A 24,553-nucleotide genomic window follows, 5' to 3' on the forward strand; every position below is an offset into this window, starting at 1 on the left:
TTCCGGGGCGCGCCTCTTGGCGCGAGCCCGGAATCCATTTCACCGTAGGGGTGGTGCACGATGGATTCCGGGTTCGCGCTACGCGCGCCCCGGAATGACGAGTGGGATACGCCAACAACCCTGTCGCAATATCCTGCCGATTCTTTTGTTGCCTAAGCAACTAATCTGTGCGAACCGTTCCAGACAGAGATGACGGCGGGCGAACCGCCGCGTTCTTTTCTGGAGGAAGCAATGCGCGGCAGAAGGGGTGCCGTCGGCAAATGCCGGCGCATGATCGGGAGTGACGGGAGCTTGCGCGCCGCGCGCGACCCGTCAGGTGTCGACGCTGCCGGTGACTGCGCCGAGATTTTCGTGCAGCCGGCGCAAGAGATCGATCAGCACCTCGCGTTCGTCCTTGCTGAGGCAGGACAACAGCCGTCGCTCGCGTTCGAACGCAGCGACGATCACCTTGTCATGGGTGGCGCGGCCCCTTGCCGTCAACGAGATCGAGTGGGTGCGGCCGTCGTTCGGGTCGGTGCGGATCGACACCAGCCCGCGCTTTTCGAGGCCGGCAAGCGTCCGGCTCACCGGCCCCTTGTCGAAGCCGATGACGTGGCAGATGCGCGAGGCCGGGATGCCGGGTTCGATCGCCAACAGCGACATGATCCGCCATTCGGTGACGTTGACACCGAACTCGCGCTGATAGAACGCGGTCGCGCTGTTCGAGAGCTTGTTGGCGATGAAGGTGATGAACGCCGGGACGTAACGGTCGAGATCGAGCGTCGGCCCTGCATCATGGGGCGCGGGCTTGTGGCGGGCTTTGGTCGAGGACGGCGGCATATCGGGTTTCTGACTCGCGGCGGGCCCAAAGACCTAAGGGCATGCGTCGTCCTTTCACAAGATCAAAATGAGGGAGGTCTTCCATGACCGCATCCGGCTGCGCGGGATCGGGTGTCCCGCATCTCGACGTCGACCCCTTCGACATGAGCTTTTTTGCCGACCCCTATCCGGCGCATGAGCTGCTGCGGGAAGCCGGCCCCGTGGTCTATCTCGACAAGTGGAACGTCTATGGCGTGGCGCGCTATGCCGAGGTCCACGCTGTGCTGAACGATCCCGCAACCTTCTGCTCCAGCCGCGGCGTCGGCCTTTCCGACTTCAAGAAGGAGGCGCCGTGGCGACCGCCGAGCCTGATCCTCGAGGCCGATCCGCCGGCGCACACCCGCACCCGCGCCGTCCTGTCAAAAGTGTTGTCGCCGACCGTGATGAAGCAGGACGCTTTGCCGAGGCGGCCGAGGCGCGTGTCGATGCCCTGCTGCAGATGCGCAGCTTCGATGCGATCGCGGATCTCGCCGAGGCCTATCCTCTGTCGATCTTTCCGGATGCGCTGGGCCTGAAACCGGAAGGGCGCGAGCATCTGATTCCCTACGCAAGCGTGGTATTCAACGCGTTCGGCCCACCCAACCAGTTGCGCCAGCAGGCGATCGAACGATCGGCGCCGCATCAGGCCTATGTCGCCGAGCAGTGCCAGCGCGAGAATCTGGCGCCCGGCGGCTTCGGCGCCTGCATCCATGCACGGGTCGACGAGGGCGCCATCACGGCCGCCGAAGCGCCGCTGCTGGTGCGTTCGCTGCTGTCGGCCGGACTCGACACGACAGTCAACGGCATCGGCGCTGCGGTGTATTGCCTCGCGCGCTTTCCTGATCAATGGCAGCGGCTGCGCGACGACCTCACGCTCGCACGCGGTGCTTTCGAGGAGGCCGTGCGCTTCGAGAGCCCCGTGCAGACCTTCTTCCGCACCACCACCCGTGAGGTCGAGATCTCCGGTGCGCGAATCGGCGAGGGCGAGAAGGTGCTGATGTTCCTTGCCGCCGCCAACCGCGATCCGCGGCGCTGGGATGCCCCTGACAGGTACGACATCACCCGCCGCACCTCCGGCCATGTCGGCTTCGGCTCCGGCATCCACATGTGCGTCGGCCAGCTCGTCGCCCGCTTGGAAGGCGAAGTGATGCTGACCGCGCTGGCCCGGCGCATCGCAAGGCTCGAGATCACGGGCGAGCCGAAGCGCCGTTTCAACAACACGCTGCGCGGGCTCGACAGCCTGCCTGTGACGATCACCCCGGCCTGACGAGGAGCTTGATGCCTGCCATTACCTTCATCCATCCCGACGGCAAGTCCGATCGCGTCGAGACCGCAGGCGGCGAGAGCGCCATGCAGGCCGCGACCCGTCACGGCCTCGACGGCATTCTGGCCGAATGCGGCGGCAACGCGATGTGCGCGACCTGCCATGTCTATGTCGACGAGAGCTGGCTCGCGCGCCTGCCTGCGATGGCCGACGACGAGGATGCGCTGCTCGATGGCACCGCCGCTGAGCGGCGACCGACGAGCCGGCTGTCCTGCCAGATCACGATCACGCCCGATCTCGATGGGCTCGTCCTGAAGTTGCCAGAGCGGCAGGTCTGATCTGCCAAGCCGTCGGATCTTCAAAATATCAAACAGGGAGGGAATGATGAAACATCTGAAGTGGACGCTCGCGCTGGCTGCGAGCTTGGTGACCGGCGCGGCCAACGCCGAAATATCGGACAACGTCGTGCGCATCGGCGTGCTCAACGACATCTCCGGCATCTTCCAGGACACCAATGGCATGGGCTCGGTCGAGGCCGCGCGGATGGCGGCGGAGGATTTCAACGGCGGCGGCAAGGGCATCAAGGTCGAGATCGTCTATGCCGATCACCAGAACAAAGCCGATGTCGGCAACGCCATCGCGCGCAAATGGCTCGACGTCGAAGGCGTCGACGCCATCGTCGACGTGCCGAACTCGGCCGTCGGTCTTTCCATCAACGCGCTTCTGCGCGACAGCCGCATGACCTTCCTGGCATCATCGACGGCGAGCTCGGATCTGACCGGCAAGGCGTGCTCGCCCAACACCATCCAATGGGTCAACGATGCCTGGGCGACCGGCAACACCACCGCAGCCGCCATGGTGTCGCGCGGCGGCAAGGACTGGTATTTCCTCACGGTCGATTACGCGCTCGGCAAGGGCATCGAGGCGGAGGCGCAGAAATACATCGAGGGTCACGGCGGCAAGGTGCTCGGCTCGTCCAAGCATCCGCTCGGCACCTCCGATTTCGCGTCCTTCCTGCTGCAGGCGCAAAGCTCGAAGGCGCAGGTCATCGGGCTCGCCAATGCCGGCGGCGACACCATCAACGCGGTGAAACAGGCCGCCGAATTCGGCATCCAGCAGAGTGGGCAGAAGCTCGTCGCCTTCCTGCTCTTCATCAACGACGTTCACGGCATGGGCATCAAGGTCGCGCAGGGCCTCCAGCTCATGGAAGCCTTCTACTGGGACATGAACGATGATACCCGCGCGTTCGCCAAGCGTTTTGCTGCACGGCCCGGCATGAACGGCAAGATGCCGAGCGGCAATCAGGCCGGAGTCTATGCTTCCACGCTCGCTTATCTCAACGCCGTCGCCGCCACCGGCAGCGACAATGCCAAGCAGGTCGTGCCCGAGATGAAGAAGTTCAAGGGCAAGGACAAGCTGTTCGGCGACACCGCGATCCGTCAGGACGGTCGCGTCGTGCATCCGATGTACCTGTTTGAGGTGAAGAAGCCGGAGGAGTCGAAATATCCGTACGATTATTACAAGCTGGTCGCGACGATTCCCGCAGACCAGGCGTTCCGCCCGCTGGCGGAGGGCGGATGCGAGCTGGTGAAGTAGGAGCGGCGAGCGCGCAATTGCACCCTCTCCCCTTGTGGGAGAGGGTGGCTTCGCGAAGCGAAGCCGGGTGAGGGGTCTCTCTCCTCACGAACAATCGCGAGAGTTGAGAGAACCCCTCATCCGGCGCCGTAGCCGAAGCTCGCTTCGGCGTTCTTAAGAACGGCGGCCGAAGGCCGCCTATGCCACCTTCTCCCACAAGGGGAGAAGGAAGTAAGACTACACCACCTTGCTCGACCCCTGCGTGATCAACCGCGCTGCGCGCTGGTCTCGCGCGTAGATCCACAGCCAGCTCAGCGCGACGCTGAGGCGGTGGCGCAGGCCGATCAGGAAGTAGATGTGGGCGATGCCCCAGATCCACCACGCGATGGTGCCGCGCAGCTTGATCTTGCCGAAATCGATGATTGCGAGCCGCTTGCCGATCTGCGCGAGGTTACCGGAATGCTTATAGCGGAACGGACCCGCTGCAGCGCCGCGCAGGCGCGCTTTGATGGTCTCCGCGACGTGACGGCCCTGCTGCTTGGCGGCCGGCGCGATGCCGGGCACCGGCTTGCCGTCCCAGGCGTTGATGCTGACGGTATCCCCGATCGCGAAGATCTCGGGATGGCCTGATATGGTGAGGTCGGCCTCGACCAGCACGCGCCCGGCGCGATCGTGCGCTGCGCCGAGCCATTCGGCAGCGGGCGAGGCGCGCACGCCGGCGGCCCAGATCCGTGTCTTGGCCTCGAGCAGTTTGCCGCCGAACACGACGCCCTCGCGATTGATCTCGGTGACGGCCTGCCCGAGCACGACCTCGACGCCGATCTTTTCCAGCGAGGCCTGCGCATAGGCTGATAGCTCGTCGGGAAAGCCGGCGAGCACGCGCTGGCCGGCCTCGATCAGCACGACGCGGGCCTTGTGCGTGTCGATGTTGCGGAAATCGGCGGGCAGGGTGTGATGCGCCATCTCGGCGATGGTGCCGGCGAGCTCGACGCCGGTCGGGCCGGCGCCGACGATCACGAAGGTCAGCCGTGCTGCGCGCCGCTTCGGATCGATCTCGCGCTCGGCGCGCTCGAACGCCACCAGGATGTGCCGGCGCAAGGTGGTCGCATCCTCCAGCGTCTTCAGGCCGGGCGCGAACTGCTCCCATTCATCGTGGCCGAAATAGGCGTGCCGCGCGCCCGTGGCCAGCACCAGCGTGTCGTAGGGCACCTCGCTGCCGTCGTCGATCAGCACGCAGCGTCGTTCGGCATCGACGCCGCTCACGGTGGCGAACAGCGTCGTCACCTCGCGCCGGTCGCGCATGAGATGACGGATCGGCCAGGCGATCTCGCTGGTTGCGAGCGAGGCGGTCGCGACCTGGTAAAGCAGGGGCTGGAACAGATGATGATTGCGGCGGTCGATCAGCGTGATCTCGACGGGAGCGCCCGCAAGCCGGTAAGTCGCCTCCAGCCCGCCGAAGCCGGCGCCGACGATGACGACGCGATGGGGATTTGCGGCCATGATTTAACCCTCGAATCTCGCTGCTGCTCGCCTTCATTTAAGTGCGGATTGGGCGCCGCGGTCCAATAGAGGTCATCAATCGTCGCATAGGCCCGATGTATCGATCCGGCTCGAAAAAGCGCCGCGGCCTCCCGGACCGGCCCTGGGCCGGCCTCGGCCGAGGTGAGTAGAATTATAATTCTTGCCATCTCCGATCGGGGCGAAATATGGTGCAGGGCGGGCGCTGAGCCATTGGCGGCGCGACAGATTTTGCGTTCAATAGAGACAGGCCTGGAGCGGCGATCACCCCTCTTCCAGGACCGATAATTAAGGAGGGAGTGTTATGAGGACGGCATTCTGGCTGGCGGGCGCAGCGGCGCTGGTGCTGGCAAATCAGGCATTCGCCGGAGACACCATCAAGATCGGTTTCGTCTCGACCTTCAGCGGCCCGACCGCCGTGATCGGCAACGACATGCGCAATTCCTTCGAGCTCGCGCTCGATCATCTCGGCCGCAAGATGGCCGGCAAGCCGGTCGAGGTGCTCTACGAGGACGACGGGCAGAAGCCCGACGTCGGCAAGCAGAAGACCGAGAAGCTGGTGCAGTCCGACAAGGTCGACTTCATCGTCGGCTATATCTGGTCGAACGTGCTGCTCGCCTCGCTCAAGACCGCGGTCGATTCGAAGACCTTCCTGATCTCGGCCAATGCCGGGCCGTCGCAGCTCGCGGGCGAGCTGTGCTCGCCTTACGTGTTCTCGACCTCCTGGCAGAACGACCAGACCCCGCAGGCGGTCGGCACCTATATGAACCAGAAGGGTGTCAAGTCGGTGTTCCTGATCGGCCCGAACTATGCCGCCGGCAAGGACATGCTGGCCGGCGTCAAGAGCACCTTCAAGGGTCAGGTCGTGGGTGAGGAATATACGGTGTGGCCGAGCCAGCTCGACTTCTCCGCCGAGCTCTCCAAGGCGCGTGCCTCCGGCGCCGAGTCGATCTTCGTGTTCTACCCGGGTGCTGCTGGCGTGCAATTTCTGAATCAATATGCACAGGCCGGGCTGAAGAGCACGATGCCGCTCTACACCGCCTTCACCATCGACGAGCTCTCGCTGCCGCTCCAGAAGGAGAATGCGCTCGGGGTGCCCGGCGCGCAGCAATGGGTCAACGACCTCCCCAACGAGCAGAACAAGCGCTTCGTCGCCGACTACCGCAAGAAGTACCCCGGCCTGCGCCCGACCTTCTACGGCGCACAGTCCTATGACGCCGCGAACCTGATCAACAGCGCCGTCGTCGCCGTGAAGGGAGACACCTCCAAGAAGGACGAGATGAAGGCCGAGATGGAGAAGGCCAACTTCAAGTCGGTGCGCGGCGCGTTCAAGTTCGGCAACAACCACATCCCGATCCAGAACTTCTATCTGCAGGACGTGGTCAAGGATTCCGAAGGCCAGCTCGCCTTGAAGACCGTCGCCACCATCGTCGAGAACGATCAGGATCGCTTCCACGAGAAGTGCAAGATGAAGTGAGCCACAAGCGACGTAGCCCCCTTCTCCCCTTGTGGGAGAAGGTGGCGCGAAGCGCCGGATGAGGGGTTCTCTCCCCTTGCAAGATTGTCCGTGAGGAGAGAGACCCCTCACCCGTCTCGCCGCTTTGCGGCGAGCCACCCTCTCCCGCAAGGGGAGAGGGGAAGCAGAATTGCCTACACCCTCGGCATGCTTGCCGGGCGCACCTCGCGCGCTTGCGCTGCGAGCCTGATGCCGGCGTTGGCGGCGCCAAAACCCTGATAATTCCTGCGTTCGACGATCTCGAAGAAGAAGCGCTCGTCGAAGATGTGGGTGTAGACCTGGAAGAACTCGCCGTCGCCCTCGCGGTCGTAGAGGATGTGGTTGGCGCGCAGCTGCGCCATCAGTTCGGGCGAAAGATCGTATTTGGCTTCGATGTCGTCGTAGTAATTGTCGGGGATGTCCAGGAAGCCCGCGCCGCGCTGGCGCATCGCGGCGACGGTCGCAAAAATATCCTGACACGCGAAGGCGACATGCTGCACGCCCGAGCCGAAGAACTCCGAGATGAAGCGTGCCGGCAGGGTGCGGTTGGCGGAGGAGCCGTTGAGCACGAAGCGCAGGCTCTGGTCGGCGTTGATGACGGCCTGGCTCTGCACGAGGCCTCTGGGGTCGGCGATCTCCATCTGCGGCAGGCGTTTCAGATCGAGAATGCCGGTGTAGAACAACAGCCAGGTCAGCATCTCGTCATAGGGCATCGACTGCGCGATGTGGTCGACCGCGACCAGCGCATCGGCGCTTGAATCGCTTGCAAGAGGCTCGAAATCGGTGTCCCAGTTCTTGCCGGCCTGGTCGAGAAAATAGAGCAGGCTGCCGCCGACGCCATGGATCGCGGGAATCTCGAGTTCACCCGGTCCGACCGGCTGGTAGAAGGTGCGCGCTTTCAGCGTCTCGGCACGCTGCATGGCGCGGTCGGCGTCGTCGACGTCGAGCGCGATGGCGCAGACGCCGGGCCCGTGGGTGACATAGTGCGAATGCGCAAAGCCGTCGGTCTCGCAATTGATGACGAGCTCGACCTTGCCCTGCGACCAGCGCTCCACCGCCTTGCTGCGGTGCTGGCCGCTCTTGCGGAAGCCGAGCTGTGAGAACAGGCGGCCAAGCTCGGCGGCCTTGCTCTCGTTGACGGCAAATTCGATGAAGCCGGTGCCGCGGCTCTTCGCCTTCGGGGCCAGCGCCTTGCCGGCGAAATTCTGCCAGTCCGGTGCGAGCTGGTCCTCCAGCAGAATCAGCGAGCGCAGGCCGTCGACGGCGGTCTGTGCGGCTGAGCCGGCGCGGAACTGGTCGTTGAAGATTTCCAGCGACAGCGGTCCGGCATAGCCGGTCGCTGCGATCGCCGCCATGAACGCGCCGACCGGCAGGTCGCCCTGGCCGGGGAAAGAGCGGAAGTGCCGGCTCAATGACAGGATGTCGAGCTCGAGCCTTGGCGCGTCGGAGAGCTGCACCAGAAAGATCTTGTCGCCGGGGATCGAGGCCATGGCGCGGGTCGGAAAGCCAGGTGCCAGCGCATGGAAGCTGTCGAGGATGACGCCAATCGCGGGATGATCGGCGCGGCGCACGATCTCCCAGGCGTCGCGGTAATCGTTGACGTGGCGGCCCCAGGCCAGCGCCTCATAGCCGACGCGCAAACGACGTTTCGCGGCGCGATCGCCAAGCTCGCGAAAATCGTCAGCCGCGCGGTCGATGCCGCCGAGCGCGGCGGGTGAGACGTTGGAGCAGATCAGCAACAGATCGGTGCCGAGCTCCTGCATCAGATCGAACTTCCGCTCCGCGCGGGCGAAGTTGCGCGCACGCTGCGGCTCCGGCATGCCCTCGAAATCGCGGAACGGCTGGAACGCACAGATCTCGAGATTGAGGTCCGTGCACATCTTCGCGATATCGCGTGGGCCGGCGCCGAACGACAGCAGGTCGTTCTCGAAGATTTCGACCGCATCGAAGCCCGCGGCGGCGATGGCGCGGAGCTTTTCGTCGAGGCTGCCTGAGAGGGAGACGGTGGCGATCGAGCGCTTGTTCATGCGGCCTGCTCCATGATCTGCCCCGGCGAGATCGTTTGCCCGGTACGCGCGGCCGCGCTGACGGCTTCGACGACGGCGAGCGTTCCCATCGCGTCCTCGACCGACATCAGCGGCTGTTCACGGCCGGCAATCATTGCGCAGAAATGCCGGAGCTGCTCGACCAGCGGATCGAACGCGGGCGGCGCGATGGTCGCGCGCGACAGCGGCGCGTACCAGCCGGGCTGCTCTGTGTATGACCACAGCTCCATGTTCGGCACGGAGAGCGAACCCGCCGTCCCTGCGAAGATGTAGCAGGGCTGGTCCTGCCTGGGATAGGCCGGGTTCTCGCCTGAGGAGAGCTCCCAGCTCCACGGCGCCGGCGTCGCATCCGACACGGTTACCGTGCCCAGCGCGCCGTTGGCGAAGCGCAGCAGCAGCGCGGCGGTGTCCTCGACCGCGAAGTCGCGCACCTTGTTCGAGGTCAGCGCCTGCACCTCGACGATCTCGCCGCAGATGAAGCGGAGATTGTCGATGTCGTGGATGAGATTGATCAGCAGTGGCCCGCCGCCTGCCTCACGCCGCCAGGCGACCTCGAAATAATCGTCGGGCTTCTTGAGGAGCCACAGCCCGACCACGGCCGTGAGCTGGCCGAGCTTTCCGTTCGTCACGGCCTCGCGGGCCGACTTGATGATGGGATTGTGCCGCCGATGATGGCCGACCAGCATCGGCACGCCGGTGCGTCTCACCGCCGCGCACAGGCGCTGCGCGGTGGCAACCGTCTCGGTCACCGGCTTCTCGATCAATGCCGGCACGCCGGCTTCGGCGCAGTCGAGCGCCATCGGCAAGTGCAGCGTGTTGGGCGACGCAATGATGAGGCCGTCGGGCTTCTCTTCTGCGAGCAGGGCACGATGGTCCGCAAAGCAGGGCACGCCATGCGCCAGCGCATATTCCTTCGCGGCGGGCGAGGGGTCCGCGATGCCGGCGAGCACGCAATCCCGGGAGGACTCGATCAACTCGATATGGCGACGGCCGATCAGGCCGGCGCCGGCCACGGCGATCCGCATCTTCGCGCTCATGCCGCGCTCTCCTCCATGGCGCCGCCGAGGAAGAGCTGCCCGATGCGCGGATCGTTCAGAATGCGCCTGGCGTCATCGACCATGCGGGTCTGGCCAAGCTCGAGCACGATGCCGATGTCGGAGATCTCGAGCGCCGAGCGCGCGTTCTGCTCGATCATCAGGATGGTGACGCCGCGATCGCGCAAGCTCTTGAGGATGTCGAAGGTCTGCTGCACCATCAGCGGCGACAGACCGATCGAGGGCTCGTCGACCAGCACCAGCTTCGGCTCGAGCAGCAGCGAGCGGGCGATCTCGAGCTGCTTCTGCTCGCCGCCGGACAGCGTCGAGGCCTGCTGCGCGGACTTGCGCCGCAATGCGGGAAACAGGTCGAGCGCCGCCTCGATCCGCTTGGGCAGGTCGAGGCCCTTGTCGGCGGCGACGCCGCCGAGCTCGATATTGTGGCGCACCGACAGCTCGGGAAAGATGTTGCGGCCCTGCGGCACGTAGCAGATGCCGGCGTTGAGCAGCGCGCGCTGGCTCAAATTGGTGACGTCGCGGCCGGCGAAGCTGATCTTGCCTTCGCGCAGCTTGAGCAGGCCGAAGATGGCCTTGAACACCGTCGATTTGCCGGCGCCGTTCGGACCGATGATCGTCGTGATCGTGGCTGGAGGAACGGCAAACGTCGTGCCGTTCAAGATCGTCATCTTGCCGTAGCCGCCGACGAGATTGTGGACCGAGAGAATGGGATCGCTCATTAGGCGCTCCTAATGTCCGAGATAGGCTTCGATCACGGCGGGGTTCTTGCGGACCTCGTCGGGCCGGCCCATCGCCAGCACCTTGCCTTCCGCCATCACCATCACGCGCGAGCACAGCGACATCACGAACTCCATGTTGTGCTCGATCACGACGAAGGTGGCGTTCTTCTCGCGGTTGATCGCGACCAGGCGCTCCTTGAGGTCCGCCAGCATCGACGGGTTGACGCCGCCGGCTGGCTCGTCGAGCAGCACCAGGCGCGAGCCCCCCATGAAGGCCATGGCGGCATCGAGCAGTTTTTGCTGACCATAAGAGAGACCCCCAGCCGGCTCGTCGGCGAGATGGTCGAGCTTGAAGAAGCCGATCATCTGGTTCGCGGCCTCCGTCAGCCCGGCATCGGAGCGGCCGACCAGGCGCGAGGCCATGTTGCCCTGGTGCTCCTGTCCGGCGAGGATCAGGTTCTCGCGCACCGAGAGCTTTGGGAACACCTGCAACAGCTGGAAGGTGCGGCTGACCCCGAGCTTGTTGAGCTCGGAGGGACGCAGGCCCGTGACGACCTGTCCGTCGAGCTTGACTTCGCCGCCGGTCGGCGTGAGCTGGCCGAGGATGCAGTTGAACAGCGTGGACTTGCCGGAGCCGTTCGGCCCGATCAGGCCGAGGATCTCGCCCTCGCGCACGTCGAACGAGACCCCGTTGACGGCGTGGATGCCGCCAAAGCTCTTCTTGATGTCGGTGACTTCGAGGACCGCGCTCATTGCGCCGTCTCCAGGCGCGACTTTGCGACGGCGCGCAGCGCGGACGCCGCCTTGGTGCGGCGCTCGGCGAGATATCGGTCGAGGATTCCGAGAATCCCGGTCGGCGACCAGATCAGCAGCAGCATCACGGCGACGGCGTAGAGCATCAGGTAGTAGCCTTCCGTGAAGCGCAGCCATTCCGGCAGCAGCACCGCGATCATCGCTCCCAGGAACGGACCGAAATAGAAGCCGGCGCCGCCGACGATCACCATCAGCAGGAGGTCGAGCGAGAGCGACAGGTTGAACGGCACGGGATCGATATATTGCGTCAGCGGCGCATAGAGCGCTCCGGCGACGCCGCCGAGTGCCGAGCCGATCGCGAAGGCCATCAGCGTGTAGCGGCGGGTATCGACGCCGAGGGATTGCGCGCGCAACGGATTCTCGCGCAGCGCCATGAAGGCACGGCCCCAGGGCGAACGGATCAGCCACCACACCGCAAGCGAGACGATCGCGAGCGAGCCGAGGCAGACATAGTAGAACGGCAGCGGCTTGTTGGTCGCGATGCCGAAGATGTGCGGACGTGGGATGTTGGAGATGCCGTAGATGCCGCCGGTCAGCCAGCTCTCGTTGCGGAACACCAGGAAGGCCAGCGTGGAGAAGGCCAGCGTGACGAAGGCGAGGTAATGGTGCTGCACGCGCAGTGCGGGATAGCCGAGCACCCAGCCGATCGCAAAGCTCAAGACGATCGCCACCAGGATCGCCGCCGGCAGCGGCCAGCCATGTGTGGTCATGATCGCGGCGGCATAGGCGCCGATGCCGACGAAGGCGCCTTGCGCCAGCGAGACCTGGCCGGCATAGCCGAGCGTGAGATTGAGCCCCATGGCCGCGATGCTCATCACTGCCCATTGGCTCAGGATGAACAGGCCGTAGCGGTTGAAGTTCATGGGGACGATGATCAGCGCGGCGATGATGGCAAGGCCGAGCGCGATCTTCAGGGGTTTGGCGATGCCGCTCATACGGTGCGCTCCTCGGCACGGCCGAGCAAGCCCTGCGGCCGGAACAGGATGACGGCGATCAGGAACATCATCGGCACGGCGGCGCGATACTGCGTCGAGACATAGGCCGCCGCGAGATTGTCGAGTACGCCGATCAGCAGGCCGCCGGCGATGGCGCCGCGCACCTGGTTGAAGCCGCCGACGATCGCGGCGATGAAGGCGGCCTGGCCCAGCACCTCGCCGGACGAGAATTTTGCGAGGTAGATCGGTGTGATCAGCAGCGAGGCCAGCGCCACCAGGAAGGCGTTGATCAGGAAGGTCAGCAGGATCATGCGCTCGACCGGGACGCCGATGATGCGGGCCACCGTCGGGTTCTGCGCCGCCGCCTGCATCTGGTGGCCGAGCGAGGTACGGCTCAGCAGCGTGGTCAGGCCGAGAACGGCGAGGATGGCAACAGTGAGCACGCCGATGCTCTGCAGCGACACCGCATGGCCGAGGACGGAGATGTCGCCGGTCGGCATGATCGAGGGGAAGGGCGAAGCCTCCGCGCTGTAGAACTGCTTGACCGATTCCTTGATGCCGATCGCGAGCGCCATGGTCGCGATCGCCAGCGGTAGCACACCGTGACGCATCATCGGGTCCACCAGCAGCATCTTGAAGGCGAGCCCGAGCAGGATCAGCGAGAGCAGGATGCCGACGATGATCGCGAGCCAGAACGGCGCGCCCACATGCATCGCGGCCAGCATCAGGAACGCCGGCAGCATCACGAACTCGCCTTGCGCGAAATTGATAGTCTGCGAGGTCTGCCACAGCAGCGTGAAGCCGACCGCGACCAGCGCGTAGATGGCGCCGGTGGCGAGCCCCGCGACCAGTAGATCGAATAGGTTGGACATGTTCCCCTCTTTCCTCTCCCTCTCCCCGCTCTCTTTCTTCTCCCTCTCCCCGTACTTACGGGGAGAGGGTTGGGGTGAGGGGCTGTCTCCGCGTACTCGATTGTCACCGTCGTCGCGGAAGCAGCCCCTCACCCCGCCCTCTCCCCGCGAAGGGGCGGGGAGAGGGAGACGAAAGATCTCTCCCCGCGTAGAGCGGGGCGAGGGAGAAGGGCCACGCTTCACTTCACCTTGGGCAGCACCTGCTTCACCACCTGCTTGCCTTCGACCACCTCGACCAGGAAGCTCTGGCGGTCGATGTCGCCGGTGTCGCTGAAGGTGACGTCCATCAAAATGCCCGGCTCGTCCGCGGCCTTGATGGTGAGGCCGTGCAGCGTGTCGGCGAACTTCTTCGGGTCGACCTTGCCCATCTTTTCCGTGGTCGCCTTCACCATGTAGACGGCGAGGTAGCCCTTCAGGCCGTTATGATCGGGGACGTAATTGTACTTCTTGGAGAACTTCTCGCGGAACGCCTTGACCAGATCGACCGGCGCGTCGGTGGTGAGGCCGACATGGCCGCGCGCGCCGTTGGCGGCATCGCCCGCGAGCTCGATCACCTTCTGGCCGATCAGCGTGGTCTCGCCCATCAGCGGCGCGGTGACGCCCTGGCGCTTCAGCTCCTTCAGGATGCGCGCGCTCTCTTCCTCGTTCAGGTAGACGAACACGGCGTCGGGATTGGCGGCCTTGATCTTGCCGACGTCGGCGGCGAAGTCGGCCTGGCCCGCTTCGGTGGAGAGATCGGCGACGACCTTGGAGCCGAGCCGGTCGAGCTCCTTGACCACGACGTCGCGGCCACCGCGGCCGAAATCGTTGTTGACCCAGACCACCGCAACGGTCTTCGCCTTCATCTCGTCGTGGATGTACTTTGCGACCTTCGGCATTGAGGATTGCTGGCCGAAGGAGGTGCGGAACAGGAACTTGTTTCCTGTCTGCGTCAGCTCGGCGGCTTCGCCGCCCATGATCTGCGCGATGCCGGCTTCGGCCGCGAGCGGCGCGGTCACCTTCACCGAGCCGGAATAACCGGGCCCGAGCAGCACATAGGGCTCGGCGTCGAGCGCCTTCTGCACCTGGGCGCGCGCCACCCCGGGGTTGGACTGCGAGTCGGCGTGGCTGACCTCGAGCTTGCGGCCGAGCACGCCGCCCTTGGCGTTGATCTCCTCGATCGCGAGGTCGATGCCGTTCTTCCAGTTCGTGCCGACGGTGGCACCGCCGCCCGAGAGCTCCGCGACGTTGGCGAGCTTGATCGCCTGGGCAAAGGCGCCCGTTGCGGTCATGACGGTGAGCAATGCGCCCACCACTAGCGTTGATTTCATCGTCCTCTCCTCCCGTTTCAAATCTTGCAAGCGGCCTTGTATCCGGCCGCTTCGCCTCAAGCTGCCTGATAGGCGGCGCTGCGCGCTGCCATCACGGCGTCGAAAGCCTCTCCCATGATCTCGGTGGATGGGGCAAGGCCTGTGAACAATTCGAAGGCGTCGGCGGCCTGGTAGATCGCGAGGTCGCGGCCGGTCATGATCTTCGCGCCTTTCTCTCGCGCTGCGGCCAGCAGCGGCGTGATCAGCGGCGAATAGACGGCGTCGGCGACCCATAGGTCCGCCCTGAGCAGTCTCGCCGGCACCGGCGTGTCACGGTTCGGCAGCATGCCGACCGGCGTGCCGTTGACGAGACCGGTCGCACCCTCGAGCGCATCCTCGACGCTGGCGGCAACGCGGGCGCCGCGCGGGGCGAGCATGGCGGCCAGTTTCTCGGCGCGCGCCGGCTCGCTGTCGAAAATGCGGATGTCGGCCACGTTCAGGCTCGCCAGCGCAAACGCGATGGCCTTGCCGACGCCGCCGGCGCCGATCAGGGCGATGGCGTTGCCGGAGGGCGCCAGCAATGGCGTCACCGCCCGCGCAAAACCCGTGGTGTCGGTGTTGTGGCCGGTCAGCCGGCCATCCCTGACCACGACGGTGTTGACCGCGCCCATGCTGGCTGCGCCCGGCGCCAGCGCGTCGAGCAGCGGCACCACCGCTTCCTTGTAGGGGTAGGTGACATTGACGCCGGCAAAGCCGAGCCGCCGGACGCCCTCGAGCATCATGCGCAGCCCGGCCGCATCGGCCCCGGCGACCTCGACAAGCTGGTAATGGCCGCGCAGGCCGAGCGCTTCGGCGGCGCGCTCATGCATGGCGGGCGAGGCGGAATGCGCGATCGGGGTGCCGATCAGGCCGGTGAGGAGCTTCTTGCTGGCGGCGTATCCGCGTTTCGACATGGTTCGCTATCGTCTCAAGGGAGCGTCCGGCCCCGGCCATTAGCGGGGAAATCCGTGCAATTCCAGCTGCGACGATAGCCTTTCCCCCGCCTAACACAATTACCCTTTTATCTGGCAAACCTAACATCATGTTATTTCCTCCGCCCGCGGGCAGGGGCGGTCTTGCCACTGCCGCGGGAGGGCTCGACCGCGCGCATCTCGGCGCGCAGGGCCTCGATGAAATACTCGGCATGCAGCGACAGCGGCGTGCCGCGCTTGACTGCGATGTAGGTCTCGAACCGCGTCGGCTCGGCGATCTTCAGAAGCTCGATCCCGGGATAGCCGCCATGGGCGACGGTGAACTGGTCGATGATGGCGATGCCGAGTCCCGCCTTCACCAGCGCGCAGACGGTGGTGCCGAAGCGCGCGCGGATCGTGATGTTGTAGTCGAGCCGGTGGCGCGCGAAGATCCCGGCCATGATCCGGCCGTAGGGGTCGTTGGGATCGATGCCGATCAGCGGATAGCGCGTGATCTCGGCGGCGGAGACCTGCTTGCGGCCGGAGAGCTCGTGGCCGGGCGGCACGATGCAATAGAGCTCGCCCGAAGCGAGCGGCATGAAGTCGAGCCCGGAATGCTCGAGCCGATAGCTCATCGCCACGCATTCGCCGCGGCCGAGCATCAGGTAGTCGATGGCCTCCTCGAGCTTGAGGATGTTGATGTCGATGCCGAGATCGGGATAGCGGCGGCGGACGCGCTCGATCGCACGCGGCACCATCACCTGCGAGATGCTCGGCACCGAGCCGATGCGCAGCTCCGACAGGCCGCCGCGGCCGATCTTGGAGATGATCTCGGAGAGGTCGTCGACCTTCTTGTAGACGCCGTTGATCTGCTCGAAGATGTTCTCCGCTTCCGGCGTCGGGAAGTAGCGCCCGTTCTGGCGCTGGAAGAAGCGGATGCCGAGCGAGCGCTCGGTGTATTTGACGAGGCGGCTGATCCCCGGCGCCGAGACGTTGAGCAGCTTCGCCGCACCGCCGATGGTGCCCGTCACCATCACGGCACGGATCACTTCGACCTGGCGCAGCGTCATCATGGCCTTGAACCGTCCCTGGCATCGACAAGAGATCGCGGCGATCATCTCACGAGAGATGCGCTGTCATCCAGCGGCAAGTGTGCGCCGATGTGGTCGGAGGCTGGCGCTTTCCCTCTCCCCTTGTGGGAGAGGGTGGATCGCCGCAGAGCGGCGAGACGGGTGAGGGGTCTCTCTCCGCGACTTCAAATGGGAGTTGGATTCGCGGAGAGAGACCCTCATCCGGCGCTTCGCGCCACCTTCTCCCACAAGGGGAGAAGGGAAGCCAAAATTCGCGGTCAGAGTGTTTCGACTAAAACCCGCGCGGTCAGATGGAGAGGCGTCCTCGTGACGCGATCTGTTGCTCCGGCGTCGTCTTTGCAACGGCGTTCTAGCTCGCCGGCCCTTCCGGCGACACGCTCTCGGCCAGCTCCGCGCGCTCGCTCTGCAGCACCTCGCGCGCAAACTCGATGATCTTCTGCTTGTTCGCCGTTTCGCGGACGGCAAAAAACACGCGGTTCAATTCCAGGCCGAGCACGCTGTTGAGGGCGATGTCCTCGTCTTCCATCGTTGGCTTCCCGCTTCGGATGTTCTCAGGTGTATCGTGGCGTCAATTCTGCCACAAGTAGTTAAATCCTCAGAGCGCATGAGCACCGGGAAACTACGGCCACAGCGAATTGAGGCGGTCTGTGAATACGTGCTATACGGAAGCGCGAGGGTCAGGAAACGTACGATGTCCGCCGTAGACTATGGCCGGGAGGCGCTCGACTTCATCGAAGGCCTGCAGACCTACCGCAAGGTACCAGAGGCCATGAACGCGCTCGAAGCGGCGTTCGGTCGCTTCGGCTTCGAAACCATCATCGTGACGGGGTTGCCCAATCCCGATCAGCAGTTTGCGCAGATGGTGCTCGCCAAACGCTGGCCTGCGGGATGGTTCAGCCTCTACACCGAGAAAAACTACGATCGTTTCGATCCCGTGGTGCGGTTGTGCCGGCAGTCGGTCAATCCGTTCGAGTGGTCGGAAGCGCCCTATGATGCGGAACTCGAGCCGAATGCGGCCGAGGTGATGAACCGTGCCAGCGAGTTCCGCATGTCGCGCGGCTTCATCGTGCCGATCCACGGGCTCACCGGCTACGAGGCTGCGGTCTCGCTCGGCGGCGTCCATCTCGACCTCAATGCGCGCAGCAAGCCGGCGCTGCACCTGATGGCGATGTATGGCTTCGACCATATTCGCCGCCTGCTAGAGCCGATGCCGCATTTGTCGACGCGCCTCACCCCGCGCGAGCGCGAGGTGATCGCCTGGGCTTCGCAGGGGAAGTCGGCCTGGGAAATCGGCGAGATCCTGCACATCACCCAGCGCACCGCCGAAGAGCATCTTGCAACTGCTGCGCGCAAGCTCGGCGCGGTCAACCGTACGCATGCGGTCGCGCTGGCGATTCGGAACAAGATCATCAATCCTTAAGCCGCCTTACTGGGAAATTTCCCAATACCGAAGCTGCGTCTTTTCGCAGAATCTCCCCCCATGAGGATGAATGGGGGGTTTCATGATTCACGCAGTTTCCGCGGTAAATCGTCACCTTTATGAAGATATAATCGAGCAGCATTTCCGGCTGCGTCACGACATCTTTGTCGAGGAGCGGCGCTGGGAGACGCTGCGCAGGCCGGATGGCCGTGAGATCGATTCCTACGACGACGAGGACACCGTCTACCTGCTGGCGCTGGAAGGCCGCCGCGTCGTGGGCGGTCATCGGCTCTATCCGACCACCAAGCCCTCGATGATGAGTGAGGTGTTTCCGCATCTGGCGGCGGTTCGCGGCTGGCCCGCCGATCCGCTAGTGTGGGAATGGTCGCGCTACTTCGTCGTGCGCGATCGCCGCGACGGCGCGCTCAACCTGCAACTGATGGCTGCGGTGCAGGAGTTCTGCCTCGACCAGGGAATCGCGCAGGTCAGCGCGATCATGGAGACCTGGTGGCTGCCGCGCTTCCACGAAGCCGGCTTCGTCGTGACGCCGCTCGGCCTACCGGCTCTGGTCGAGAACGCATGGACCATGGCGGCGACCATCGACATTCGTCGGGAGACGCTCGATGCCCTGCATCATCGGATCGGCACGGCTTCGGTCGTGCAGCAGGACGGCCCTCGTCTCGATGCCATCGCCCGTGCCAACCTCTGCGGTCATGTTGCCGCGCAACGAAAGAGCGCCTGAGATGTCGAACGTGATGCGGGACAGCCAGATCATGGCGCAAATGAAAGACGAGGATCTCGGCTACATGTCCGACATGGCGCTCGAACTGGCGCAAATGGCGGAGGACACCGGATTGACGACGCTCGCTTATCTGTTTCGGATGGCGGCCCTGGAGGCGTCGACGGCCAACAGCGTTCTCGCCGAGCCGGACGAGCTCCCCCGGCAGATGACGTCGCACTAGACGCAGCCCTGCTCGATTTTACGACGATCGTACCCTCTCACCGCCAGCCGGTGAGAGGGTGATGCCGTTTCGCTGCGGCAGGTTGCCTCATGCCGCGCGGCAGCTTTTTTGCATTGCGGGGCGCGTCCCGGCCGCACGTGCCGAGATGCAACAAAGTGCATGTTTGATGTCGAATCGCTCTTGCCTCGGAACGATACTGCCATTACCCATTTTTCGGCCTTGAAGAGGCAGGGGGAGCTCTTTCACTGATGGCGACAGTGTTCGAACATCGGCGCGCGTCTGTATGCGCCTGAAAGAGTCCTGATGCTGCTCGTCGTCGAACAATTCTTGAATGGGTTGCAGTTCGGTCTGCTGCTGTTCCTGCTCGCCGCGGGCCTGACGCTGGTGTTCGGGATCATGGATCTCGTCAACCTCGCGCACGGCTCGCTCTATATGATGGGCGCCTATTTCGCCGCCACCTTCGCGGCGTGGACCGGCAGCTTCCTGCTCGGCGCGCTGATGGCGTTGGGCGCGACGCTCGTGCTCGGCATCGTGCTGGAGGTGAGCGCGCTGCGGCATCTCTATGGCCGCGACCATCTCGACCACGTGCTCGCGACCTTCGGCCTGATCCTGTTCTTCAACGAAGCCGTGCGGCTGATCTGGGGCCCGGCGGGCCTGGCGCTGCCGCTGCCGGCCTGGCTCACCGTGCCGGTGCCGATCCTGCCCGGCATTCACTATCCCGCCTATCGCCTCGCCATCATTGGGGTAGCGCTGCTGGTCGCGCTGCTGCTCTATCTCGGCGTAATGCGCACCCGCATCGGCATGCTGATCCGCGCCGGCGCCTCCAACCGCGAGATGATCGGCGCACTCGGCATCAACATCAAGCTGCTCTACACGCTGGTGTTCGGCCTGGGCGCCGCACTCGCCGGCCTTGCCGGGCTGATGCAGGCGCCGATCCTGACCGTGCAGATCGGCATGGGCGAGAACATCCTGATCCTCGCTTTCGTCATCATCGTGATCGGCGGCATCGGTTCGATCCGCGGCGCTTTCCTCGCTGCGATCTTCGTCGGCATGATCGACACGCTCGGCCGCGCCTTTCTTCCGAACCTGCTCCGCCAGGTGCTGAGCGGCGCCGCCGCATCCACCGCCGCGCCCGCGCTGTCCTCCATGCTGATCTATCTGCTGATGGCGATCGTGCTGGTAGTGCGGCCGGAGGGGCTGTTTCCGGCCAATCGTCGATGAAGGGTTTGAGCGTGAGCAAGGCCGTCACGGCCCTGATGCTGGCGGGCCTCGTGCTGCTGCCGCTCTATTCGCAGCTGACCGGCAACGTCTTCATCCTGACGCTGTTCACCCGCATCATCATCCTGGCGCTGGCGGCTGCGAGCCTCAACCTCATCATGGGATTTGCGGGCCTGATGAGCTTTGGCCATGCCGCGTATCTCGGCATCGGCGGCTATGCCGTCGGCATGCTCGCGCAGGAAGGCGTTGGGTCCGGCTTCATCCAGTTTCCGGTCGCGATTGCGGCGTCGGCGATCTATGCGCTGGTGATCGGCGCGCTGTCGCTGCGCACCCGTGGCGTCTACTTCATCATGATCACGCTGGCCTTCGCCCAGATGGCCTACTATGTCGCCTCGGGCCTGGCCCGTTACGGCGGCGACGACGGCCTGACCATCTACACGCGCAGCGACTTCTCGGGCCTGATCGATCTCGGCAACCGCACGCAGTTCTATTATCTCTGCCTCGCCTGCCTTTTCGGCGTCATGCTCCTGATATGGCGCATCGTCAACTCGCGCTTCGGTCTTGTCGTGCAGGGCCTGCGTTCCAACGAGCAGCGCATGCAGGCCATCGGCTTCCCGGCCAAGCGTTACCAACTGGTCTGCTTCGTCATATCAGGCACGATGTGCGGCCTTGCCGGCGCGCTGCTCGCCAACAACACCGATTTCGTAAGCCCGGCCGTGATGTACTGGACCCGTTCCGGCGACCTCATGGTGATGGTGATCCTGGGCGGCATGGGCACGCTGTTCGGCCCGGTCATGGGTGCGATGGTGTTCCTGCTGCTGGAAGAACTGCTGTCGCAGATCACCGAATATTGGGCGCTGATCCTGGGCCCGCTGCTGCTGCTCATCGTCCTGTTCGGCCGCGGCGGCATCATGGGCGCACTCGGGAGGGCTGGCCGTGGCTGAACCCTTGCTCCGCGTCGAAAAGCTGGTGCGCCGCTTCGGCGGAATCATCGCGACCGACAACGTCTCGCTCGACGTCGCATCCGGCGAGCTGCACGCCATCATCGGCCCGAACGGCGCCGGCAAGACCACGCTGATTAGCCAGCTCACCGGGCATCTCGAACCGCATTCCGGCAGCGTCTCGCTGGCGGGGCGCGACATCACCTATCTGCCGGCCTATCGCCGCTGCGCGTTGGGCCTGGCGCGTTCGTTCCAGATCACCTCGCTGCTGCTCGACTTCACCGCCGCGGACAATGTCGCGCTGGCGGCGCAGGCGCATGCCGGCACCTCGTTCCGATTCTTCGCCAATGCGCGGAAAGAGAAGGGTCTGCGCGATGCCGCCCAGGCGGCGCTCGATCGCGTCGGCCTCGGCCATCGCGCCGATATCGTGGTCTCCAGGCTCAGCCACGGCGAACGCCGCGAGCTGGAGCTTGCAGTCGCGCTCGCAAGTAAGCCGAAGCTGTTGCTACTCGACGAGCCGATGGCCGGCCTCGGCGTGACCGAATCCCAGCGCATGGTGAAGCTGCTCCAGGAGCTGCGGAAAGAGGTCTCGATCGTGCTGGTCGAGCACGACATGCCGGCGGTGTTCGCGCTGGCCGACCGCATCACGGTGCTGGTCTATGGCCGCGTCATCGCCTCCGGCGACCCGGCCGCGATCCGGGCCAATGAGGACGTCAAGCGCGCCTATCTCGGCGATCAGCATGTGGTGACGCATCATGGCTGACACACTGCTCGAGGTCGACGGCATCGAGACCTGCTACGGCCTGTCCCAGGTGCTGTTCGGCCTGTCGCTGTCGATCAAGCCGGGCGAGATGGTCTCGCTGATGGGCCGCAACGGCATGGGCAAGACCACCACCATCCGCTCCATCATGGGCCTGACGCCGGCGCGCGCGGGCACCATTCGCTTCGCGGGCGCGGAGGTGCGGCAGCTTCCGTCCTACCGGATTGCGAAACTCGGTGTTGGTCTCGTGCCCGAGGGCCGGCAGATCTTTCCGAACCTCACCGTGCGCGAAAACCTGGTCGCGGCCGCGGCGGATCGCTTCAACAGCGATAATCCCTGGACGCTCGCCGCGATCTACGTGATGTTTCCGCGCCTCGCCGAACGCGCGTCCAACATGGGCAACCAGCTTTCCGGCGGCGAGCAGCAGATGCTCGCGATCGGCCGCGCGCTGATTACGAATCCAAAGCTCCTGATCCTGGACGAGGCGACCGAGGGCCTCGCGCCGCTGATCCGGCAGGAGATCTGGAATTGCCTGTCGCTACTCAAGAGCCGCGGACAGTCGATCCTGGTCGTCGACAAGAACGTCGACCATCTCGCCCGCATCTGCGACCGCCATTACATCATCGAGCGCGGCAAGACGGTGTGGAGCGGCACCTCCGACGAGCTGATGGCCGCGCCGGACCTGCAGCACAAATATCTGGGAATCTGAGCCCCGCTCCAGCCGCGTCGTCGTTGCGAGCACAGCAAAGCAATCCAGACTGCCGCTGCGGAAAGATCCTGGATTGCTTCGCTGCGCTCGCAATGACGGAAGGGATAACGTGAGCTCTCACCAATAAATTCCGTGCCGATGCAGCTCGCGGATCACGCGCGCCTCGGTGGACGGCTGCCGGCGCTTCGGCTTGGCGGTTGCGGCCCTCGACGCCGTTGCGGACCGGGCCGACGTTGTGGCGGCCGGAATTGCCGAGGCAGGCGCCGTCGATGCAGCTGGTGCGGTCGCCGTCGGCACATTCGTTGTTGCCGGGGCTTGAGGCGTCTGCGCCGGAACTGGCGTCGCGGTGGCCGGCTGTTCCGCCTGCTGGCTTGCATTGCTGGCCGCCAGGCTGAGGCTCCGCGAGCCTCCGGCATTGGCCTGGCTTGCGAGCAGCGACATCGCGGCGATCAGGATCAGCTTGCTCATGGCAATCCCCGTCATCTGGTCAATCGATCTTACCCAATTCCCTTGGGCTTCATGGACCTAACGCGCGAGGCGGTGCGTGCCGATCTCGATCAGGGTGGTCCGGCAGGACAGGCGATAGATCAGGCTGAAAAGTTGACCCCACATGACCGAACTCCGTTGTTGATCAATGCAGAGAATTCTAGACCGCCTGCCTTTCCGGCGTTTTTCGCCGGGTGAGGAAAATGGCTTCGTCCGGGGGCGGCGCGATGTCGTCGCAACAGTCCGGAAGAAGTCGCCTCACGCGGGCGTGAAGCAGCGCGCCGAGCGGGGCCGATCGGATTCCGATCAAGGCCGGTAGTTCTCCCGGGATGAAGCGCCCGCAGCGCGGCAGTAACGTGCGGGCGCCTCAGCCCCGGTTATTGTATGAGTTCCGATCGCCAAGACGATCCGCCGATCCTCATCTGCTCAAAATGCAGGCGGCCAATGAAGTTCCTGGCGACACTACCTGGAATAGTCACGCTGCCTGCGGAGCACGTTTATCATTGCGTCCAGTGCCGTCGCGTCGACACGATTCGGCTGAAGTGACGCTCTGGTGGCCGGGGCGGGCCGCTTACAGCAGTTGTAGCTGCTCCCGCCGCCGCGAAACCGGTGCTATAATATCGTGAACAGACGAGAACAGGGAGGACACCATGAACCACACCATGGTTCCCAGTGATCGCGTGGAGCACGTCGCCGTCTACGGACGCGACGGCACGAAGCTCGGCACGATCGAGCGGTTGATGCTCGACAAGATGAGCGGAACGGTCGCCTATGCCGTGATCAAGACCGGCGGGCTGCTCGGTACGCGTCACCATTATCCGCTGCAGTGGAGCGCGCTGAAATACGATCCAGCACGGCAGGCGTTCCAGACCGAGCAGACGCTGGACGAACTCAGCAGCGGCCCGTGCGAGTTCGATGGCGACGCGTTCGACTGGGGCGACCGCTCGCGGCCCTACCCGCATCCGCATTACTGGTCGGTCTAGCGAGCAAGACGGTTCGGCCGCGGAGCAGTATTTGACGCGAGCGCCCGCTATCCCGCGAGCGGCGGCTCGCCGACCTTGGGCCAATAGGTGCCGAAGCTCCAGAGCCCGCCCTCCGGATCGCGTGCGGCGAAATCGCGGCTGCCATAATCGGTCGTGTAGGGCTCCATCTCGATCTCTGCACCAGCGGATTTCACCTTCGCATAGAGCGCGTCGGGATCATCGACAGCCAGATAGACGGCATCCGTCCGCCGGCCGCCGATGTCGCCAACCAATTTGCCGTAGGCGTCGTCGCGATGCGCGCCCAGCATGAGGATCGACGATCCGAACGCCAGCTCGGCGTGAACGACCGTGCCCTCCTTGCGGTACACCACCCGTTCGGTGAAGCCGAGAACGTTCTTCAGCCAGGCGATCATCGCCTCGGCATCCCTACAGCGCATGGTGTGGTAGAGGCGCGGCGCTTCGTAGCCGTTCGGCTGGTTCATGACACTCTCCAGGTTCGGTGCAAGCTTGTTGCGAAGCCGACCCTAGTTCGGATCATGGCGGCCGGCTTGAACAAATGGGACCTGACCGTGCCTCGCGC

General features: G+C 64.7%; 25 protein-coding genes and 1 pseudogene. 12 read left to right on the forward strand and 14 right to left on the reverse strand.

All coding sequences use genetic code 11. The features are described 5' to 3' along the window. Nucleotides 1–312 precede the first annotated feature (312 nt). Complete coding sequence (locus tag I6F33_RS00270) at nt 313–819, reverse strand: MarR family winged helix-turn-helix transcriptional regulator (RefSeq protein WP_036001836.1); 507 nt, start codon at nt 817–819, stop codon at nt 313–315. A gap of 83 nt (nt 820–902) precedes the next feature. Here I6F33_RS00270 and I6F33_RS00275 point away from each other — a divergent pair. The 3 genes and pseudogenes from I6F33_RS00275 to I6F33_RS00285 all read left to right on the forward strand — a co-directional run bounded on the left by I6F33_RS00275 (nt 903) and on the right by I6F33_RS00285 (nt 3,697). Next, a pseudogene (locus I6F33_RS00275) lies at nt 903–2,104 on the forward strand (cytochrome P450). Between the two features lie 11 nt (nt 2,105–2,115). Beyond that, the gene (locus I6F33_RS00280) at nt 2,116–2,439 is read left to right on the forward strand and encodes a 2Fe-2S iron-sulfur cluster-binding protein (RefSeq protein WP_057028474.1); all 324 of its coding nucleotides are present in this window, start codon (nt 2,116–2,118) and stop codon (nt 2,437–2,439) included. Between the two features lie 46 nt (nt 2,440–2,485). Continuing rightward, a complete protein-coding gene (locus tag I6F33_RS00285) occupies nt 2,486–3,697 on the forward strand; it encodes an ABC transporter substrate-binding protein (RefSeq protein WP_225141282.1) in 1,212 nt (403 codons plus the stop codon). Between the two features lie 216 nt (nt 3,698–3,913). Here the strand turns inward: I6F33_RS00285 and I6F33_RS00290 are convergent, their stop codons facing one another. Then, entirely contained in the window at nt 3,914–5,176 is a 1,263-nt protein-coding gene (locus I6F33_RS00290; RefSeq protein WP_036001827.1) for an NAD(P)/FAD-dependent oxidoreductase, read from the reverse strand. Between the two features lie 322 nt (nt 5,177–5,498). On the opposite strand from I6F33_RS00290, the gene I6F33_RS00295 reads away from it, so the two are divergent. Beyond that, nucleotides 5,499–6,671 (forward strand): ABC transporter substrate-binding protein, encoded by a 1,173-nt coding sequence (locus I6F33_RS00295; protein WP_036001824.1) that lies wholly within the window; start codon nt 5,499–5,501, stop codon nt 6,669–6,671. 173 nt (nt 6,672–6,844) lie between these two features. Here I6F33_RS00295 and I6F33_RS00300 read toward each other — a convergent pair whose 3' ends face one another. The 10 genes from I6F33_RS00300 to I6F33_RS00345 all read right to left on the reverse strand — a co-directional run bounded on the left by I6F33_RS00300 (nt 6,845) and on the right by I6F33_RS00345 (nt 17,020). Beyond that, nucleotides 6,845–8,716 (reverse strand): bifunctional sugar phosphate isomerase/epimerase/4-hydroxyphenylpyruvate dioxygenase family protein, encoded by a 1,872-nt coding sequence (locus I6F33_RS00300; RefSeq protein ID WP_225140639.1) that lies wholly within the window; start codon nt 8,714–8,716, stop codon nt 6,845–6,847. Beyond that, on the reverse strand, nt 8,713–9,771 hold the full coding sequence (locus I6F33_RS00305; RefSeq protein WP_225140641.1) for a Gfo/Idh/MocA family protein: 1,059 nt from the start codon (nt 9,769–9,771) through the stop codon (nt 8,713–8,715). The genes I6F33_RS00300 and I6F33_RS00305 overlap by 4 nt, the downstream gene beginning before the upstream one ends. Further along, nucleotides 9,768–10,505 carry an ABC transporter ATP-binding protein gene (locus tag I6F33_RS00310; protein WP_225140643.1) on the reverse strand — a complete coding sequence of 246 codons (738 nt, stop codon included), beginning with the start codon at nt 10,503–10,505 and terminating at the stop codon, nt 9,768–9,770. Before I6F33_RS00310 ends, I6F33_RS00305 begins: the two co-directional genes overlap by 4 nt. A gap of 9 nt (nt 10,506–10,514) precedes the next feature. Beyond that, nucleotides 10,515–11,258 (reverse strand): ABC transporter ATP-binding protein, encoded by a 744-nt coding sequence (locus I6F33_RS00315; RefSeq protein WP_225140645.1) that lies wholly within the window; start codon nt 11,256–11,258, stop codon nt 10,515–10,517. After that, complete coding sequence (locus I6F33_RS00320; protein ID WP_036020342.1) at nt 11,255–12,253, reverse strand: branched-chain amino acid ABC transporter permease; 999 nt, start codon at nt 12,251–12,253, stop codon at nt 11,255–11,257. Before I6F33_RS00320 ends, I6F33_RS00315 begins: the two co-directional genes overlap by 4 nt. Beyond that, the gene (locus I6F33_RS00325; protein ID WP_225140647.1) at nt 12,250–13,125 is read right to left on the reverse strand and encodes a branched-chain amino acid ABC transporter permease; all 876 of its coding nucleotides are present in this window, start codon (nt 13,123–13,125) and stop codon (nt 12,250–12,252) included. Before I6F33_RS00325 ends, I6F33_RS00320 begins: the two co-directional genes overlap by 4 nt. A 218-nt stretch (nt 13,126–13,343) precedes the next feature. After that, on the reverse strand, nt 13,344–14,474 hold the full coding sequence (locus tag I6F33_RS00330; RefSeq protein WP_036001805.1) for an ABC transporter substrate-binding protein: 1,131 nt from the start codon (nt 14,472–14,474) through the stop codon (nt 13,344–13,346). Nucleotides 14,475–14,530: 56 nt separating this feature from the next. Next, entirely contained in the window at nt 14,531–15,406 is an 876-nt protein-coding gene (locus I6F33_RS00335) for a shikimate dehydrogenase (RefSeq protein WP_225140649.1), read from the reverse strand. 131 nt (nt 15,407–15,537) lie between these two features. Continuing rightward, nucleotides 15,538–16,476 carry a LysR family transcriptional regulator gene (locus I6F33_RS00340; RefSeq protein WP_225140651.1) on the reverse strand — a complete coding sequence of 313 codons (939 nt, stop codon included), beginning with the start codon at nt 16,474–16,476 and terminating at the stop codon, nt 15,538–15,540. A 367-nt stretch (nt 16,477–16,843) separates the two neighbouring features. Beyond that, nucleotides 16,844–17,020, reverse strand: a complete 177-nt coding sequence (locus I6F33_RS00345) for a hypothetical protein (RefSeq protein WP_036001797.1) — start codon at nt 17,018–17,020, stop codon at nt 16,844–16,846. 165 nt (nt 17,021–17,185) lie between these two features. Between I6F33_RS00345 and I6F33_RS00350 the strand changes: the two genes are divergently transcribed. The 7 genes from I6F33_RS00350 (at nt 17,186) to I6F33_RS00380 (ending at nt 22,504) form a co-directional block, all read left to right on the forward strand. Next, a complete protein-coding gene (locus tag I6F33_RS00350; RefSeq protein WP_057028468.1) occupies nt 17,186–17,914 on the forward strand; it encodes a LuxR family transcriptional regulator in 729 nt (242 codons plus the stop codon). An 82-nt stretch (nt 17,915–17,996) separates the two neighbouring features. Next, complete coding sequence (locus I6F33_RS00355; RefSeq protein ID WP_225140653.1) at nt 17,997–18,656, forward strand: acyl-homoserine-lactone synthase; 660 nt, start codon at nt 17,997–17,999, stop codon at nt 18,654–18,656. Between the two features lies 1 nt (nt 18,657). Further along, nucleotides 18,658–18,876: a hypothetical protein gene (locus tag I6F33_RS00360; protein ID WP_036001783.1), complete on the forward strand. Its 219-nt coding sequence runs from the start codon at nt 18,658–18,660 to the stop codon at nt 18,874–18,876. A gap of 303 nt (nt 18,877–19,179) precedes the next feature. After that, nucleotides 19,180–20,097 carry a branched-chain amino acid ABC transporter permease gene (locus tag I6F33_RS00365; protein ID WP_036001780.1) on the forward strand — a complete coding sequence of 306 codons (918 nt, stop codon included), beginning with the start codon at nt 19,180–19,182 and terminating at the stop codon, nt 20,095–20,097. After that, on the forward strand, nt 20,094–21,038 hold the full coding sequence (locus I6F33_RS00370) for a branched-chain amino acid ABC transporter permease (protein WP_225140656.1): 945 nt from the start codon (nt 20,094–20,096) through the stop codon (nt 21,036–21,038). Before I6F33_RS00365 ends, I6F33_RS00370 begins: the two co-directional genes overlap by 4 nt. After that, nucleotides 21,031–21,798, forward strand: a complete 768-nt coding sequence (locus I6F33_RS00375) for an ABC transporter ATP-binding protein (protein WP_036001772.1) — start codon at nt 21,031–21,033, stop codon at nt 21,796–21,798. The genes I6F33_RS00370 and I6F33_RS00375 overlap by 8 nt, the downstream gene beginning before the upstream one ends. Then, nucleotides 21,791–22,504, forward strand: coding sequence for an ABC transporter ATP-binding protein (locus tag I6F33_RS00380; RefSeq protein ID WP_225140658.1), 714 nt, complete (start codon nt 21,791–21,793; stop codon nt 22,502–22,504). The genes I6F33_RS00375 and I6F33_RS00380 overlap by 8 nt, the downstream gene beginning before the upstream one ends. A 117-nt stretch (nt 22,505–22,621) precedes the next feature. On the opposite strand, the gene I6F33_RS00385 is transcribed toward I6F33_RS00380, so the two are convergent. Further along, a complete protein-coding gene (locus I6F33_RS00385; protein WP_225140659.1) occupies nt 22,622–22,972 on the reverse strand; it encodes a hypothetical protein in 351 nt (116 codons plus the stop codon). A 668-nt stretch (nt 22,973–23,640) separates the two neighbouring features. Here I6F33_RS00385 and I6F33_RS00390 point away from each other — a divergent pair. Next, nucleotides 23,641–23,973 (forward strand): PRC-barrel domain-containing protein, encoded by a 333-nt coding sequence (locus I6F33_RS00390; RefSeq protein WP_036001758.1) that lies wholly within the window; start codon nt 23,641–23,643, stop codon nt 23,971–23,973. 47 nt (nt 23,974–24,020) lie between these two features. Here I6F33_RS00390 and I6F33_RS00395 read toward each other — a convergent pair whose 3' ends face one another. After that, nucleotides 24,021–24,455, reverse strand: a complete 435-nt coding sequence (locus I6F33_RS00395) for a VOC family protein (RefSeq protein WP_225140660.1) — start codon at nt 24,453–24,455, stop codon at nt 24,021–24,023. Between the last annotated feature and the right edge of the window lie 98 nt (nt 24,456–24,553).

It is taken from the genome of Bradyrhizobium sp. BRP20 (assembly GCF_020194215.1).
Lineage (GTDB): Bacteria > Pseudomonadota > Alphaproteobacteria > Rhizobiales > Xanthobacteraceae > Bradyrhizobium > Bradyrhizobium yuanmingense.